12 protein-coding genes, 1 tRNA gene and 2 pseudogenes are annotated in these 16,146 nt (G+C 63.1%); 10 read left to right on the top strand and 5 right to left on the bottom strand.

Translation table 11 applies throughout. From position 1 onward, the window contains the following. Positions 1-144 precede the first annotated feature (144 nt). On the bottom strand, positions 145-732 hold the full coding sequence (locus tag N8888_RS11790; RefSeq protein WP_074899233.1) for an FMN-dependent NADH-azoreductase: 588 nt from the start codon (positions 730-732) through the stop codon (positions 145-147). Positions 733-856: 124 nt separating this feature from the next. Between N8888_RS11790 and N8888_RS11785 the strand changes: the two genes are divergently transcribed. The 5 genes and pseudogenes from N8888_RS11785 to N8888_RS11765 all read left to right on the top strand — a co-directional run. Then, positions 857-1,849: a LysR family transcriptional regulator gene (locus N8888_RS11785; RefSeq protein WP_053520355.1), complete on the top strand. Its 993-nt coding sequence runs from the start codon at positions 857-859 to the stop codon at positions 1,847-1,849. Between the two features lie 105 nt (positions 1,850-1,954). After that, a tRNA-Ser gene (locus N8888_RS11780) sits at positions 1,955-2,044 on the top strand. A gap of 83 nt (positions 2,045-2,127) precedes the next feature. Continuing rightward, positions 2,128-3,602 (top strand): annotated as a pseudogene (locus N8888_RS11775) (DUF6538 domain-containing protein). Between the two features lie 243 nt (positions 3,603-3,845). Continuing rightward, positions 3,846-5,519 (top strand): AAA family ATPase, encoded by a 1,674-nt coding sequence (locus N8888_RS11770; RefSeq protein WP_430542955.1) that lies wholly within the window; start codon positions 3,846-3,848, stop codon positions 5,517-5,519. A 178-nt stretch (positions 5,520-5,697) separates the two neighbouring features. Continuing rightward, positions 5,698-6,412 (top strand): annotated as a pseudogene (locus tag N8888_RS11765) (MobA/MobL family protein); the annotation flags it as partial. A gap of 108 nt (positions 6,413-6,520) precedes the next feature. Here N8888_RS11765 and N8888_RS11760 read toward each other — a convergent pair. From N8888_RS11760 to N8888_RS11750, 3 genes are all read right to left on the bottom strand, one after another. Then, complete coding sequence (locus N8888_RS11760; RefSeq protein WP_263174944.1) at positions 6,521-7,381, bottom strand: DUF3800 domain-containing protein; 861 nt, start codon at positions 7,379-7,381, stop codon at positions 6,521-6,523. Between the two features lie 617 nt (positions 7,382-7,998). Then, entirely contained in the window at positions 7,999-8,514 is a 516-nt protein-coding gene (locus N8888_RS11755; RefSeq protein WP_263174943.1) for a hypothetical protein, read from the bottom strand. Further along, on the bottom strand, positions 8,511-9,707 hold the full coding sequence (locus tag N8888_RS11750) for a PAAR domain-containing protein (RefSeq protein WP_263174942.1): 1,197 nt from the start codon (positions 9,705-9,707) through the stop codon (positions 8,511-8,513). The genes N8888_RS11755 and N8888_RS11750 overlap by 4 nt, the downstream gene beginning before the upstream one ends. 517 nt (positions 9,708-10,224) lie before the next feature. Here N8888_RS11750 and N8888_RS11745 point away from each other — a divergent pair. Together N8888_RS11745 and N8888_RS11740 are read left to right on the top strand one after the other, a co-directional pair. Then, positions 10,225-10,632: a hypothetical protein gene (locus N8888_RS11745; protein ID WP_263174940.1), complete on the top strand. Its 408-nt coding sequence runs from the start codon at positions 10,225-10,227 to the stop codon at positions 10,630-10,632. A 109-nt stretch (positions 10,633-10,741) separates the two neighbouring features. Next, positions 10,742-11,173 carry a hypothetical protein gene (locus tag N8888_RS11740; RefSeq protein ID WP_181452144.1) on the top strand — a complete coding sequence of 144 codons (432 nt, stop codon included), beginning with the start codon at positions 10,742-10,744 and terminating at the stop codon, positions 11,171-11,173. On the opposite strand, the gene N8888_RS11735 is transcribed toward N8888_RS11740, so the two are convergent. Further along, positions 11,170-11,814, bottom strand: a complete 645-nt coding sequence (locus tag N8888_RS11735; RefSeq protein ID WP_263174938.1) for a hypothetical protein — start codon at positions 11,812-11,814, stop codon at positions 11,170-11,172. The genes N8888_RS11740 and N8888_RS11735 overlap by 4 nt on opposite strands. A 169-nt stretch (positions 11,815-11,983) precedes the next feature. On the opposite strand from N8888_RS11735, the gene N8888_RS11730 reads away from it, so the two are divergent. The 3 genes from N8888_RS11730 to N8888_RS11720 are packed head-to-tail and all read left to right on the top strand — an operon-like array spanning position 11,984 to position 16,064. After that, positions 11,984-13,036, top strand: a complete 1,053-nt coding sequence (locus tag N8888_RS11730) for a DUF6932 family protein (protein WP_111187024.1) — start codon at positions 11,984-11,986, stop codon at positions 13,034-13,036. Then, entirely contained in the window at positions 13,036-13,860 is an 825-nt protein-coding gene (locus tag N8888_RS11725; protein WP_111187023.1) for a Fic family protein, read from the top strand. Before N8888_RS11730 ends, N8888_RS11725 begins: the two co-directional genes overlap by 1 nt. Next, positions 13,860-16,064, top strand: coding sequence for a peptidase domain-containing ABC transporter (locus N8888_RS11720; RefSeq protein WP_065176244.1), 2,205 nt, complete (start codon positions 13,860-13,862; stop codon positions 16,062-16,064). Before N8888_RS11725 ends, N8888_RS11720 begins: the two co-directional genes overlap by 1 nt. Positions 16,065-16,146 lie beyond the last annotated feature (82 nt).

Below are 16,146 nucleotides of genomic sequence, written 5' to 3'. Positions count from 1 at the left end.
GCCATGCCCGGCGGGCGGGAACCGGGCCACAAAAAAACGGCCCCGCATTGCGGGGCCGTCGGGGTGGGCCGGGAGGGGGAGGGGAATCCCGGCCCGCGTTCAACGCCCAGACGAGGAGAGAGGGGCGCTGAACGCTGGAACGCGTCACGCCGCTGCCGCTTCCGCCGCCTCATGCGAGGGCAGTGCAGCCAGTGCACCGGCAATGGCGTCTTCGCGGTGCTGCGGCGAGTAGGCGATGCCCTCGGCACGCACGAACTCGACCTCATTGATGCCCATGAAGGCGAACACCTGGCGCAGGAACGGCTCCTGGAAGTCGGCCGGCGAATCGGTGTAGATGCCGCCACGGCTGCTGGCGATGATCACCCGCTTGCCACCGGCCAGACCCACCGGGCCATTCTCGGTGTACTTGAAGGTGCGGCCGGCCACGGCCACGCGGTCGATCCAGGCCTTCAGGGTGGAGGGGATGCTGAAGTTGTACATCGGCGCGCCGATCACCACCACGTCGGCATCGAGGAACTGCTGCATCACCTGTTCAGCGTCGGTCGCCTCGGCCGCATCGGTCTTGGCCAGCGAGCTGCTGCGCAGATGCGGTACCGGATTGGCGTCAAGATCGCGATAATCGACCTGCAGGCCGTCGATCTGGTCCTTGAACCGGGCCACCACCGCTGCCGACAGCTGGCGGGAGACGGAATTGTCGCCAAGCACGCTGGCGTCGAGATGCAGAAGCTTCATGGCAGTCACCTATGTTCTGGAAGGAAGGGCGGGTTTGCCGCCGACGGAGAGAACGATAGGTTGTTGCAAAGGCGGAATAAAGGTGGTTGAATGCCACGTATTGTTCTAGATATGGAACTCGGGTATGCATGACCTGAATGATCTGTACTACTTCGCGATGGTGGTCGACCACGGCGGGTTCGCCGCGGCCGAGCGCGCCCTGGGCATCCCCAAGTCACGCCTGAGCCGCCGCATCAGCCAGCTGGAGACCGACCTGGGCGTGCGCCTGCTGCAGCGCTCCACGCGCCGCTTCGCGGTCACCGATGTCGGCACCAGCGTGCACCGTCACGCCCAGACCATGCTGGCCGAAGCACAGGCCGCACGCGAAGTGGTGGACCGCCTCAGTGCGGAGCCGCGCGGCGTGGTCCGCGCCAGCGTGCCGGTGTCGTTGGCGCAGATGCAGCTGCCCAAGCTGCTGCCCAAGTTCCTCGAGCAGTACCCGAAGGTGCGGCTGCAGCTGAACATCAGCAACCGCCGCGTGGACATCATCAACGAAGGCTACGACGTGGCCCTGCGCGTGCGCTCGCGCCTGGACGACGATGGCAGCCTGGTGATGCGCAGCTTCGGCCAGGTGCAGGAACTGCTGGTGGCCAGCCCGAAGTACCTGGACCGCGCCGGCCGCCCGAAGGAGCCGGAAGAGCTGACCCAGCACGTCACCCTCAGCATCAGCGAGGACGAGGCGCGCCAGCGCTGGGAACTGCATGGCCCGGAAGGCGAAGTGCGCCGGGTGGACCTGCAGCCGCGCGTGGCCGGCTTCGACTTCCCGCTGCTGCAGAGCATGGTGAAGGACGGCTTCGGCATCACCATGCTGCCGGAAACCGTGTGCGCCGATGCTGTGCGCAATGGCGAACTGGAGGTGGTGTTGCCGGACTGGTCGCTGCCGCAGGGCGTGTGCCACGCCGTGTTTGCCTCGCGTCGGGGCCTGCTGCCGGCGGTGCGCGTGTTCATCGATTTCCTGGCCGAGCACCTGCCGCCGCAGCTGGAGGCCTCGCGCCTGCATTGCGATGGCGCCTGCGAGAAGGCCAAGGAGCGCATCAAGGCCAGCGCGCTGGGTGCGCTGGCGGTGGATGCGGGCTGAGCCTGAAGCGGTAACGCCGGGCCAGCCCCGGCCGCGACGACGGTCTTGGGCAAATCGCCCGGCCGTGCGAGAATGCGTGCCCGGCCAGCAGTGCCGGGCCGATACGGAGAGATGGCCGAGCGGTTTAAGGCACCGGTCTTGAAAACCGGCGAAGGGTTAAACCTTCCGTGGGTTCGAATCCCACTCTCTCCGCCAATCGATCTTAACTCGTTGATTTTTATTTGAAATCACGTTTTGAGCGGATTGGAAAGCAGGAAGCATGCAGAGGAAACACTCGCATGTGCATCCGCCGTCACTTGAGCCGGTCATCCACCGGCCGTTGGTCGTTCGTCCAGCGTGTCCCTGTCGATCTTCAAGCCGTGCTCGATTGCCGGCTCATCAAGCGCACCCCTCGAACAAAAGACCTAGCCCAGGCACACGTGCAAGCAGTCGTGCTTGGGGCGGGCTATGCTCGGCTCTTCGCACAGTTGAAGGATCAACGAGTGGCCAAGCTCAGCAAATCGGACGCTGACCTGCTTACTGCTCGACTGACGAGCGCCGAGAACCTGCAAGAACTGACGCTCAACCGCACCCGTCAACCGAATGGGAGGGTGACCGAGCAGTGGCAGATCGACAGCCCGAAGGACCTAAAGCTTTATCGGCAGTTGATGGAACTGGAATCACGGGGTGGGGCAACCGCCCAAGCATGGCGGCTCCCAGTTTCCGCCTTCAACTCATTCGGAGCATCGCACCAAGCCAGCCCTGTGCGGCAAGCCTCAGTTCCAGCACTTGAAACGATGACCTTGGGCAGGGCTCGGGATGCGCTCCTATCGACCTTCAAGGGCTCCACGCTGCCCAAGACCTACACCATCAAGAAGACCGCCATCGAGGCGCTGTGGCATTCCTGGGCCCGAAGGCAAAGGTCCATGCCATCACCCGATCAGATTTGGCGCGGTGGGATCAAGACATGCGCGAGAAGGGCGCTTCGACCCCGACGCTCACGAACAAGCAGAGCTACATCGGTGGAAAAGGTCGCTTCTTCGAGTGGGTCATGGCGTCGGGCGACTACCCGAAAGGCGACAATCCTGCATCCAGCCATGTCAGCGACTCCCAGCATGAGAAGCGGGCTCGGAAGAAGCTCGGGTTCAAAGCCTATGGTAGGGCGCAGATCCAGGCTTTGTTCGCGCCCGAAGCCTTGGCCAAGCTGTCAGAGTCTGCTCGGTGGGCGTCGCTGCTCGGGCTTTACACGGGAGCGAGGGCTTCGGAAGTTGGCCAGCTTCTGATCAACGACGTGTTCGAGGAAGACGGCATCCTGTGCATCCAGGTATCGGACGAAGGCGAGCACCAGGAAGTGAAAACTGAGCTCAGCCTTCGGACGGTCCTGTTCCATCCTGAGCTGCTAAAGATAGGCTTCCTGGGATGGGTGGACGATAAGCGGAAGGCTGGTGAAAGCAGGCTCTACCCAGCCGCGAAGGCCACCGCCGTTAACGCGCAGGGCAACTGGAGCACCAAGGCTGTCAGTCGGCATCTGGCCGAGGTGGGGAAGGGTTGGGAACCAGCGAAGCGCGGGTTTCATTCTCTCCGCAACACTTTTATCCGGGAGCTACAGGGTGTCGGTGTGGTTTCAGAGCTCCGTGCAAAGTTCGTTGGCCATGAACTCGATGACGAGCATCACTCGACTTATGGAAGAAAGTTTACTTTCAATGAAAAGCTAAGTGGAGTCTGCTCGGCATCGTCTGGAATCAGATCGGCAACTTTTAGCCGTACTGTTTAACTTCTTCAAGCTAACAAGTAATCGCTGAAAAGATGAGCGTCAAATAAATGAACATTGAGAGTGTTAGTGTTTCTCTCTGGGTTGTTAGGACAAAACACCGGTCTGTCGCAGCTCCGTGATTAGAGAGGCTTGGCGCAACAGGAGCGAGGCGTAAGACCCCTCGCGTGCACTAATTTTTGTCTCTCGTTAGTCATGAGGCAGTCTGTCTATTGACTAAGGCTGATGTAAGCGTGTTTGCTTTACGTGTCAATCAAACGCGGAGGGCGAGGAAACGTGGATAGACTTGTGTATTTCCCCACATCGACAAACGTCGAGCAGACTGAATCGGCGTTGAGTGCCAGTCCGAGTATAGTAATCGTAGGGGCAAATGGCTCAGGGAAAACCCGTCTCGGGGCTTGGTTAGAAACCAAAGGCCCTCAGAGGGACTTGGTTCACAGGATTCCAGCCCAGCGAAATATCAGGCTTCCTTCATCCGTTAGTCCGGTCGGCCTGCAAGCTGCAACTGACTCATTTATTTGGTCGGATAGGCCGTCTCACTGGGATGAGCAGACGTGGGAGCAGAATAGGCACATTCATAGATTAAACAGTCGATATGGTGGTGCTGACTCAGACAGCGCGGCTACTGCGCCAGTATCCGATTTTGATCGTTTATTGGTGCTGATGTTCTCGGAGAACTACACACAGCTCATCAAGTTCCAGGAGATGTATGACGCGACCAATGAGCGTATTGATTCGCCTGAGACTATATTGAAAAAGGCAGCTAGGGTTTGGAGCAGTGTATTGACCCATCGTGAAGTGGTGTTTGGGAGCGGCGAGGTCAGAGCAAGGCCGCTTACAGAGGGCGCTGAATCTTATCTGGCAAGCCGCATGAGCGATGGTGAACGGGCGGTCTTCTACCTAATAGGGAACTGCTTATGTGCGCGAACTGGAGCAATCATCGTTGTTGATGAACCAGAGTTGCATCTTCATCGCTCTATACAGAAGAAGTTGTGGGACGCGCTCGAGCGTGAGCGTGCTGATTGCCAGTTCTTGTATGTGACGCATGACATAGGGTTTGCGGAGAGCAGAACTGGCTCAACAAAAGTTTGGCTAAAAAGCGCGGATGGAAGTAACTTTGATTGGTTGCAGGTCGCTGATGATGAGGGGGTTCCTGCCGTCATCTACCTAGAGGTGCTTGGCGCTCGCCGCCCTGTGATTTTTGTCGAAGGCGTTTCGGGTTCAGTAGATGTAGACGTTTATAGCGCCGTCTACCCCGGGTTCGCGGTCAGGCCGGTAGGCGGCTGTTTGGATGTCATATCAGCAACTAAGGCTTTCGGACGGAGTAGCGATTTCCATCATATTGAGTGTTTCGGTATCATTGATAGGGACTATTTGACTGATGATCGGATGATTAGCTACCGCCGTTCAAATGTCTGGACTCCTCATGTGGCGGAAATAGAAAATCTGTTTCTTCTGCCTGAAGTCCTGAATGTGATGGCGTCTCGCCTCGGGGTCGAGCAGTCGGCAATAGACGATATAAAGCGGTCTGTTTTTGCAGAGTTTGAGCGATTGAAGACGGAGCATGCTCTCGCGCTGACTCGGCGGGACCTTGTGATGTCATTGGAGCGCTTTAGTGGCATGGGCGCTCTTGCGGACATGTCTAGGGGCTTGAGCGAAGCGGTGGCGGGATTGAATGTCGAGTCAATTTATCTTGGCCACATAAGCAGCGCGGAGAAAATTTTGGCAGAAGGTGACTACACTGGCGTTCTTAGAGTTTTCAATCATAAGGGGCTGGTTGGGAAGGTAAATAGATACTTTGGGATTACGAGACCTTCCTACTTGGACCGAGTGCGCGCATTGCTTCGGAAAGGTGATGCTGATTTGGTTCAGGCGCTCAAAAGATGGCTCCCAAGTTTTGAGAGGCGGGGGAATCGTTAAGCAGCAGATTCTTGAGCAACAGATATCCGCTCCGCTGGCTGCAGTAGCAAGGAGAGCGCACTTAGGCATCTTGACGGATGCGTGCGCCAGGGGCTTCGCCCCTGGAACCCCAAGCCTCTGCAAGGCTTGCCAAAGGCAAAAGATGAGCCATAAAGACTTCTGTTTCTTAGGAGTTTCTATGGGTATCTTTCACACGGCGATTAAGACGTTCAGCCGAGGCAAAGGGCAATCCGCCGTGGCCGCAGCCCCCTATCGAGGTGGCTTGCTGCTGTCCGATGTCGCCACCGGGCAGCAGCATGACTACCGCCGCCGGAGCGGGGTCGTTGAGACCTTATGCATCGCGCCGCCAGATGCGCCCGACTGGGCCTTAGTGCCCGGCGAGCTCTGGGCGCTCGCGGGGGCGGCCGAGCGCCGCCGCGACGCAACAGTATCCCCGGAGTTCGAGCTGGCGTTGCCCTATGAGCTTTCGGACGAACTGCGCACACACCTGGCGTTTTCCATTGCCGAGGCGCTGGTGGATCGCTACCAGCTCGCTATCCAAGCCAGTATTCACTCTCCAGGAACCCCGGAGGGGCTCAATCATGTCCACTTGTTGGCGAGCACCAGGCGCATTGGACCGGACGGGTTCGGGGAGAAGACGAGAGAGTTGGACGGAGGCGTGTCTGGAAAAAGTGAAAGTCCAATGGGTCCGGGAAATGGTCGCGGAAACAAACAACGCACATCTTGAAGCGGCTGGCCTGACGGTCACGATCGACCGCCGCAGCTTGACAGAGCAGGCTCATGCGCTGTCGGATCGGGGTGACGAACTCCAGGCAGTGGCTTTGTCTCGAGAGCCGACCAAGCACTTGGGCAAGGCGGCCACCGCGCTGGCCCGAAAGGGCATGGACAGCCAGCTGGCTGGACGACTCCAATGATTTTTCGTCTATCGACTGATGGATAGGTTCGGTCGGGCTGCTAGGCGGCTGGGGGGCATGGAGCTGGCACTCCAGGCCGACCGTGAGTTAGGCGGGGATTCCGTACCTCTTGGCGACGTTGCGAGCTGGGCGGCAGCACGTGCCGTCGAGCAGGGCGTTGAGAGTCGCATTCGCCGCGCCCTTATGTAGAGCCAACTTTTTAATTGGCGTTCTTTGGTAAAGCCGACGAAAGCACTCGGCATAGAACTGTCGTACGACCGCCGGGGTGTCCGGCTTGTACCCGCCCTCAATCTCAAAGAAGCGCCGGAGGCAGAGGATTACTAGGTCCGACAGCTGGACGAGGAGATTGCGTGTCGAGTCGAGGGGATAGCTGAACTCGGCAATCCACTTGGTTCTGCACGCCACTGGACTCCCGAAGCGGCGTCGTTGGGTTATTTCCGCAATGGCATGAGTGTGCTCATCCTTCTTGTCGATAATCAGCATCCCCCTCGCTGTGCGGCCCAGACCTTCTGAAACCCTATGGTCGATCTCGGTAATCATGTAGTCGTACGCGAGGGTATAGGGCGTGCTTGCGTGGGTGGGAAGGGCGGCGACATTGATCGCGAGGGCGGCTGCAAGTTTCGACTTGTCTATGGCAATGTAGTGGACGTGATGCTTCCGCGACTCGATTACGCTGAGAAGATCTCGTACAAGTTGCAAGCGCCGCTCAATCAGGTGGCCCGCAAAGGGACCTTCACCATTGGGCGAAAGCAACTCGCACCCATGTAGCTCGAAGGCAGCTGGAGGTGCACCGCCGAAATAGTCGTTGAGGAGGTCGGACAAAGCGGCGTAGGTTGTGTTCCACCCTTCATCGCGCAGGTTGACCCCTCCAAGCACAAATACTGGTTGCTGGGCGTCCGCCAAGTTCGCGCCGGTATCGCCCGACTCGTCCAAGTAGAAGAAGTGCATCCCTTGCTCCTTCCCGCGATTGCATTTACATGGTTGGGTTGATCAAGATTAGTTCAACGAGGGTGTTTGTCGTGGGTTTCGGATTGAACTCTGCGCCTTCCCAAGGGCATGCCGGCAGAAGACGCAGTTGAGCAGTCCGATTCGATAGGTCTCACAGCATCAGCCGCTTCCACCATGTAGAAGCAGGCGCTGAACACACGCTTCTCCGCACCATTCGTGGTGCCGGAGGTACCCGGGGTGTAGCCGGAAACAACCACCCTATAGTGCTTTCCCGCACGCAAAGCTGTGCCGAGTGCAGGCTCTCCCTCCTGACCGTACGGCAGACACTGACCAGGACCCAGCGCAGGCTCGGTAGACCCTTCGCGAAGAAAGATGCGCTGCCAGACAGGCGGATGTCCCTTGCCAACTTCTGTCACTGTCACGCCTGCGATAATCGGCGGGGCAGCACGTGTCTCACGCGTGTCAGGCACGCCAAGACACGGTACGCCATCGTGTGCCTGGATCGTGGCGCGCTGATAGGTCCCCTGTGGCTGTGAACCCGCGGCCATCATTGGCAACAGCAGGAACACCAAGGCCACCGTCTGTCGCATCAACGGGTCACCTCGAAGTGGCATCTGCTACATGCCGTCTTCGCGTACGGGTGGCGGTCCGGACGAGAGTGCAGTCGCGCAGTCCGATATGACGGGTTTCATGCTTTTGCCGGCCACGTCCACCATGTGGAAGCAGGCACTGAACACACGCGCCTGTGCTTCATTCTTCTTGCCCGGCGTGCCAGGTGTGCGCCCCCATATCTCCACCTGGTAGCGCTTGCCCGGCCGCAGCGCGGGGGCGGATGCCGCGCCCTCGCCGTAGGTGAGGCACTGGCTGGGGGGCAGCGCAGGTTCGGTTGTGCCCTCGCGCAGAAAATCATGTTCCCATAGCGGGGTGCCGCCGGTGCCCACTTCCATCACGGACACGCCAGTGACAAGGGGGGCGTTGACGCGCGTTTCATGGGTATCGGGCACGCCGAAGCAGGGCACACCCTCACGGCTCTGTATCGTCGCCTGCTGGTAGCGACCGGCTGGCGAGGAGCAGCTGGCCATCATCGGCAGGAGCAGCCCCAGCAGAGCCACCGGCAGTTGTAGTCGCATCATCGGGTCGTCCTCGGGAGGTTGTCCTTGCTGCTGCGGTCGGCCAGGAACTGGGAGAGCGCGCGCTCGAGTTGTGCGCCGATGCCAGCCGTCGCGCGATAACGCGTGTTGTTCATGCTCGACTGTGAGCCACGGAACGTGACGAGGAAGTAGTCCGCCAGAATGTCACCCTGGGCCTCCATGTTGTAGTCATGCAGCAGCCGCGTCTCGTCAAGCACGTAGTCGTAGCTCATGTTCGGCCGGGGTGCCCGCACCAGCTTGACGTTGTAGCCAAGCTGATACTGCCAGACGTGGGCCATCTCATGGATGAAGAACGCCTGGAATCTCACGGTATCCAGCGAGTAATCCTCCCGATAGATACCCTTCGGGAAATACATCTGCCCGTTGGGCGTCACGGCGGTGTCCTTGTCCTGGAAGCCGAAGAACATCCAGTAGCCGTGGTTGTGGACTTTCACGGTGCTGTAGTCGACTGCATCGCCGAACACCAGGCGTGCCATCTCGATCTCGCCGGCGGTCATGGCGCGTTCGTGGCCAGGCGCACTTACCGGTACCACGGAGGTGCCCATGCCCTCGGCGGTGGTCACCACACCGTCCACATCGAACACTTCTGCTTCGTCGGTGCTGGCCGGTGCCGTGCGCGCACAGCAGCCGGTCGGCTGTGTCGGCGGGCGCAGTTCGGCACGCACGATGGCCTGGCTCTGCGCGGTCGATACCCGCGCCGTCTCGCCCTGCGCATTGGTGGTGCCGGAAAGGGTCTGCCCATCGGCCAGATGCAGCGTGTACGGCACCTCGGCCAACGGTGCGCCCTGCAGGCCGAGAAAACGGATGGCCTGATCGAACGCGGTGGGCAGTGCGCGCGCCAGCTGTGCGGCCGTGCTGGCGACCGCGACCGCGGCCGCCTTGCCGGCACCGCCTGCGGCCCCGCCGCCGCCACCACCCCCTCCGCCCCCCGTGACATGCACCGCGGCCTGTTGGCTGGACAACACCCGGCAGCCGCAGGCCAGCGCGCTGCCGTGCAACGCCACCGGCTGGCCGTCCACCATCAAGGTGGCATCGCCTTCAACAATTGGAAAGACGCCTTTATGCAGGGTAGGGCAGGTCGCCTTGTCGCTGACCCGCGCGACGCCGATGCCGCCGATGTCGGTTTCACTTGAGGCCGTGATGACCCGTCCGCCGCTGGAGGTCGGGTCCCCCATCACAATCCAGTTCCGTCCCATGGTTCGCTTCCATTGCAGACCAGGGCTCCATGATGCGCCGGTTCAGGTCGGGTTGGCTGAATAGGCGGCGAGGCGGATGGCAGGCCGCACTGTGTCGCGACCCGCCGTGGTGCTGCGGGTTCTGGATCAACGCAGGCGTGCCTCGGTCAGCGACGTCGAGTGAAAGCGGTCACAAGTTGATGCTTCACTCGCGGCGCTCTGTCGCGTGCTGCGCCAAATGCCGCATCTGCCTCTTTTCCAGAGGCCGCGCAGGGCAAACGATGGCCGCGCCAAGGCACCCGCCCTGGCCGGGATTGGCGTCCCGAACTTACATGACGCGCGGCGTCGCGGTTGCGGTGAAAACTGCAATCGCGACAATGCATCACTCTGCCAGTTCACGGCGGATGGTGCGTGGGGATCACTGATCCGCCGGCTTCCTGCGGCATGTATCCGGCACGCCAACCCGCACCGTCCGCCACCTTGCCTTTGCGGGTGGCCCATCTGTGAGGTTGCCGCCATGCCTGATCTGCGCCCCGACTATCCCCGCCTGCACGCCCTGCTCGGCGATGCGCTGCGTGATCTTCCCAACACCCTTGCTGAAAAGATGGAGGACGCCCTCAGCGATGCCGCCGCGTCCTCGCCACCGTCCGCGTTCTTCACTCATCTGTTGGGCCATGGCAGGAACCTGCGCGCGGATGGCCAGCCCTGGACCGAAACCCGCCTCAGCCCGGGGCGTGCGTTCGATCTGGCCCTGGCGACCCGATGCGCATCCGGTATCACCGCGCTGACGGCAGTGCTGCAGGCATCCCACGTGGCCCGGGAAAACGACGATCCCGACTGTTATCCCTCGGCGGCGCTGGTCCATGGCATGTTCGATGCCTGCCATGCGCTGTCGCTGCAGATCGAGCGCTGCCTCGTTCCCTGAGCCGCCTGTTGTCCCTCACGCCTCGTTTGCATTTCCGCCGTCCGCCATTGCTAAGGTCGCTGCGCACCCCGAACAGGAACCTGCAATGACCCGGATGTCCTCGCTCACGCTGCTCGCACTCTGCCTCGCCCCCACGCTGGCCTGCGCCCAGTCTGATCGCGAGGTGGCCGAACACATGGTCACCCGCGCCGCCAATGTCTGCCCCGGCCACAGCGCCGAGCGCACCACGCCCACGGTGAAGAAGGTCCCGGTCGGCGCGCTGCGGGTGATGCTGGATCGTGGCCTGGTGATGTGCCCGGACCGGCGCCTGGACGCCAGCGCGCCGGCCGTGTTCTACGGCCGGGTAGGTGTGTTCGGCTGGAACCCGGACGTTCCAGCGGCAGCGACCGTGGTCATCGGCCAGATCGACGCGATGACGCGCAAGGACGAGTACCCGGTGGAAACCCTGGTGTGGGATGCCCAGGGCAGGGCGCTGAGCCAGCAGATCGTGCCGGCCTTCGAGCCGCGCCCTGGCGCCGCGGTGCTGTACAAGGTCCGCTAGGGCGCCATCGGAGGCGCGGTGTCCGGCACCAGCGTGAACCGGTAGCGGTTCTCGTAAAGCTTCACTTCCAGCTGTGTCCGGCCGCGCCGTTCAAGGGTGTACAGCTTGCCGGCCCAGGGGCTGCCCAGGGCCGTGATCGGATTGATGTTGCCCAGCCGGCTGGCGTCCAGATGCACCACGACGCGGTCGTCCAGGTACGCCACCTTCACCGTGCTGAAGAACGTGGCGTACTGGCCGCTGGTCATCGCGGCATAGCCGGACAGCTCCGGGTGCGCCACCAGGAAGGCGAACTGCGTGCTGAAGTCGATACCGGAAAGATCCGGCGCGCGGTACTGCGATTGCCGGGCCCACGCAGCGTCGGTGCTGTCCAGCGCATCGGCGGAGGTGATGGGGAAGAACTGGAGATCCATGTAACCAGGGCCGTTGCCATCGACGCGGGCCTGCCCGCCTTCCACCGAAGCCGACGAGACCAGGTTCGGGTAGGCCAGCGCCGGCAGCCCGCTGACACGGAACTCGCTGTGCGCCTGCACCTCCTGCGGAGGGTTGAAGAACTCGCCGACCTTCTCGCTCTGGCAGGCCGAGAGCAGGGCCAGCAGGGCCAGCGGCAACGCGCTTCCGAGCGCGGAACGGGGGTGGATCATGCGATGTGCCTCATCCTTGGGGGACGACAGTAGACCACGCTCTGCGGCAGCGGTACTGGTCCGACGCATTGCGCTGCCTGTTCAGGCATGTATTTGCGGGGCTGCGTGCACAAGCCCGACGCGTGGATATGCTAGCGTTGAGACGTTCCACCGTTGGCCTGGATGCCTGATGAACTACGCTGAATGGATTCGCGAACAGCACGCGCGCAGTGTGGCGGCCGAGCAGATCGCCGAGGCCGCGCTGGATGGGCCGGCACTGTGTGCAGGCGACAGCGAAAGCCTTGCGCCGCTGCTGCGGGGAGTGAGCCAGCTGCTGGCGGTGCCGGTGGCCGATGTGCAGATTGTCGGCTCGGCCCGCTTCGGCTTTTCGCTGCGCGATGGCGCGGCTTTCGATCCCGCGTTTTCCGATCTGGATCTGGCCATCGTCAACGCCGGGTTGTATCAGCGGTGCTCGGCGCCGACGGCGGCGTCGGCCGATGCCGCCCGCTTCCCGGAGCGTGATTTCCCCGCCGACGAGCGCATCGCAGTGCGCAAGGCATTCGATGCGCTTTCACTTTCAGTGGCCGACCGCTTCGCCTACGTCTCGGTCGCGGTGTTCCCGGACCAGGCCGCGCTGGTGCGCGCACAGGCAGGGCGCATCCGTGCCTACCTGGGCGTTGCGGGCCCGGCGCCCGCTGCCCGACCGGCCGGTGCCGCGCCCGCCGGCGCCGTGGAAACCCCCTTCCAGCACATCGTGGATGCGGGCCTGCCGCAGTACCTGCTGCCCATCGCTGCCAGTACACCGGGCAATGCCTCACCCTGGCTGGCCGACCGTGCGGCCTTCGAGCGCGCGTTCGGCGGCAGCAGCCTGCGCCGGGTGCGGCTGGCGGCGCTGGGGCGCGCACTCGCCGACCTGGCGCAGGTGGTGCAGGTGCACTGCTGTCTGGTGGGCGGCAGCTTCGTGGACGTCTCCAATGCCGTGCCGAACGATCTGGACATCGTGGTGTTCTACAGTGCGCGGGCAGACGTCCGCTTCGAGCCGGGGCGTGCCCTGCAGCGGCTGACCCGCAAGTTCCTGCTTGAACACATCGACATGCGTTTCGTGCCGTGCGACGCCGAGCCGTGGCTGATGGTCAAGCTGACCTCGTACTTCACCCAGTTGTATCAATCGCGCCGGCCGGGCACGGAGGCGCGCGAACATGGCCTGGTGCTGTTGCTGCCGGGTACCGGGACGGGGCAGTGATGACCGCACGCCTCGCCACCGCGCCCACGGATGCCCCCGTCGCCACCGAACGGGGGCTGATGCCGCTGCCGCCGCCGCCGCCGTCCCCGGCGCTGGCAGAGCGGCTGCAGGCGTGCAACCTCAGGCTGCCCGCGCTGCTGCCCTGCGCGCAGCCCTGCGAAACGCTGTGGTCCCATCGCGGGCATCCGCGGCTGCGGGCGGCGGTGCAGCAGCTGCGCCATCCGCTGTCGGCGCACATGCAGATGCCGGCGTTCGATCTGGCCGCGCTGGCTGCGGCGGAGGCGGCCGAGGCCGACGTCTATCGGCAGTGGCACCGCACCGTGCAGGGGCCGCTGTCGATGGCCGATGTACAGCGCTTCGTCTCGCTCAGCACCGGCGGTGACGGCGCGCTGCGCAGCGGGCCGGTATGGATCCGCGCCCGTGATGGGCGCGCGCAGCTGCCGATGGTGCCGGCCTTGCAGGGGGCCGCGCGTTGGGACGAGCTGCTGCGGCAACGGGCCGCGCCCGATCCGGCTGAGGGCCTGCGGTCTGCGGTGCAGCTGCTGGCGCTGGCCAACAATGCGCATGCCTTTGCCGACGGCAATGGCCGGCTGGGGCGCGCGCTGTTCAATTTCTGCCTGCACCGCGCCGGGCTTCCGCAGGCCTGCTTCATCCCGCTGAAGGTGCTGACGGTGCTGTCCCGTGGCGGCTACGAAGTGCGCCTGCGCGAGGCGGAACTGTACGGTCGCTGGGAAGGGCTGTACGCCTGGCACTGCACGGCAATCGAGTTGTATGCATGGCTGGGACAGCAGCCGGCCATGCCCGACCGGAACGAGGATGTCTGATGTTCAACAAGCGCTATTGGCGGGTGCAGTCTGAAGTGAGCGAATGCGGGCTGGCATGCCTGGCGATCTGCTCGTCCATGCTGGGCGCGGATCTGGAAATGAGCGAGCTGCGGCGCAAGTACCACAACTCCCAGCGCGGTGTGGACCTGAACCAGCTGATCGCGCTGGCCAGCGCGCTGGACATGCAGTGCCGGCCGGTGCGCTGCGAGCCCAGCGATCTGCAGCATCTGGGCACGCCGGCCATCCTGCACTGGAAGCTCAATCATTTCGTGGTGCTGGAGAAGGTCTCACGCGGCCGCTACCACATCATCGACCCGGCCCATGGATCGCTGTCCTTCAGCGAAGCGGAGCTGTCCCAGGCCTTCACCGGCATCGCGGTGGAGGTCAGTTCCTCGCCCAGCTTCCGGCCGCGCAAGCAGCGTTCGCCGCTCAACATCTGGTCGATGATCCGCTTCAAGGGCGGCGTCGGCACCGCGCTGTTCCATACGCTGGTCTATACGCTGCTGCTGCAGGGCTTCGTGCTGTTGTCACCGTTCTTCATGCAGCTGGCGGTGGACGAGGGTGTGCTGCGCGGCGACCGCGGCTTCCTGATGGCGCTCGCGCTGGGGTTCGGTGCGGTGGCCGTGTTCAACAGCCTGGCCGAGGCGCTGCGCGGGGTCACGCTGCAGCGGGCGTCGGCGTTGATGGGCTGGGACATGAGCCGGCGCCTGTTCCATCATCTGGTCAGCCTGCCGCTGACCTGGTTCCATCGACGCCGTCTGGCCGATGCGCTGTCGCGGATGGAGTCGATCGACCCGATCCGCCAGCTGATCGCCAACGGGCTCATCGGCGCACTGCTGGACGGTGTGCTGGCGCTGGGCATCATCGTGCTGATGTTCGTCTACTCGCCGCTGATGAGTCTGGTCGCACTGACTGCGCTGGGGCTGTACGTACTGATGCGGGTGGCCGCCATCCCGATGTCGATGAAGATGGGCATGGCCAGTCTGCAGGCGAACATCGCCGAGCGCGGGACGCGCATCGAAACGCTGCGCGCGATGCAGTCGATCAAGACCATGGGCGGCGAGTTCTCGCGCGAATCGATCTGGGCCAACAAGTACGCCGATCTGGTGCGTGCTTCGTTGAACAGCGCCAACCTGCAGATTGGCATCGGCGCGGGGCGCACCCTGCTTGATGGCCTCAGCCTGGTGGCCATCGTCTACATCGGCGCCCAGGCGGTACTGGCCAACACGCTGACAGTAGGCGCGCTGTATGCCTTCGTGGCCTACCGGCAGCAGCTGAGCAACCGGCTGACCACGCTGGTGGACCAGTGCATCGCCTGGCGCCTGACCGAGCTGCATTCGGACCGCATTGCCGATATTGCCCTCAGTCCCAGCGAAGAGGGCTTCAGCAAGGATCCTTCGGCGTCGGACAGCATGGAGGGGCACATCCAGCTGCGTTCGGTGTACTTCCAGTACTCGGCACAGGAAGCGCCGGCGCTGAAGGACATCAACCTGGCCATTGCGCCGGGCGAGTTCGTGGCCATCACCGGCCCGTCCGGCTGTGGCAAGAGCACGCTGGTGAAGGTGCTGACCGGGCTGTACCCGCCCAGCGCCGGCGAGCTGCTCTATGACGGGCTGAACATCGCCAGCTGGGGGCCGCGCGTGGTCCGTCAGCGGATGGGCGTGGTGATGCAGGATGATGAGCTGTTGACCGGTTCGATCGTGGAGAACGTGACTTTCTTCGCCGAGCGCCCGGACATCGCGCTGGTCTGGCAGTGCCTGGAAATGGCGGCAGTGAAGGAGGATGTGCAGCGCATGCCGATGCAGCTGGAAACGCTGGTGGGCGACATGGGCTCGACCCTCTCCGGTGGCCAGAAGCAGCGCCTGCTGCTGGCCCGCGCGCTGTACCGCAAGCCCAGCATCCTGGTGCTGGATGAGGCCACCGCGAACCTGGACGTGGCGCGCGAGAGCCGCATCTACCAGGCGCTGGCGCAGCTGGATATCACCCGCATCCTGATCACCCACCGCCCCGACACCATGCGCCTGGCCGACCGTCTGGTGCGCATCGATCAGGGCAGGGTGGTGGGCGATACCCGCAAGCCCACCGCAGCGGCGCCCACAGCAGCGCCGACCGTCAACCTCATTCCTGCCGTCGTTTCGCCGCCAGCAGTGGCTCCAGCAGCCAGTCCAGCAGCGAACGCTTCTCCAGAACCAGACAGGCTTTGAGGCGTGCTACAGCCAGGAATGAAACCACGCCGACGCGGGCACCCAACCAGAATTGCCGGGCGCCCAGCGCCCGACAAACGCC

Origin of the sequence: Stenotrophomonas maltophilia (assembly GCF_025642255.1) — a bacterium.
Classification (GTDB): domain Bacteria; phylum Pseudomonadota; class Gammaproteobacteria; order Xanthomonadales; family Xanthomonadaceae; genus Stenotrophomonas; species Stenotrophomonas maltophilia_P.
Note: the sequence above shows the minus strand (reverse complement) of the source record. Positions and strands in the feature narration are given on the sequence as shown.

Coding starts and splice junctions, on each gene's coding strand:
- N8888_RS11790 (WP_074899233.1), bottom strand. CDS start 732: ATGAAGCTTCTGCATCTCGACGCCAGCGTGCTTGGCGACAATTCCGTC.
- N8888_RS11785 (WP_053520355.1), top strand. CDS start 857: ATGCATGACCTGAATGATCTGTACTACTTCGCGATGGTGGTCGACCAC.
- N8888_RS11760 (WP_263174944.1), bottom strand. CDS start 7,381: ATGCACTTCTTCTACTTGGACGAGTCGGGCGATACCGGCGCGAACTTG.
- N8888_RS11755 (WP_263174943.1), bottom strand. CDS start 8,514: ATGATGCGACTACAACTGCCGGTGGCTCTGCTGGGGCTGCTCCTGCCG.
- N8888_RS11750 (WP_263174942.1), bottom strand. CDS start 9,707: ATGGGGGACCCGACCTCCAGCGGCGGACGGGTCATCACGGCCTCAAGT.
- N8888_RS11745 (WP_263174940.1), top strand. CDS start 10,225: ATGCCTGATCTGCGCCCCGACTATCCCCGCCTGCACGCCCTGCTCGGC.
- N8888_RS11735 (WP_263174938.1), bottom strand. CDS start 11,814: ATGATCCACCCCCGTTCCGCGCTCGGAAGCGCGTTGCCGCTGGCCCTG.
- N8888_RS11730 (WP_111187024.1), top strand. CDS start 11,984: ATGAACTACGCTGAATGGATTCGCGAACAGCACGCGCGCAGTGTGGCG.
- N8888_RS11725 (WP_111187023.1), top strand. CDS start 13,036: ATGACCGCACGCCTCGCCACCGCGCCCACGGATGCCCCCGTCGCCACC.
- N8888_RS11720 (WP_065176244.1), top strand. CDS start 13,860: ATGTTCAACAAGCGCTATTGGCGGGTGCAGTCTGAAGTGAGCGAATGC.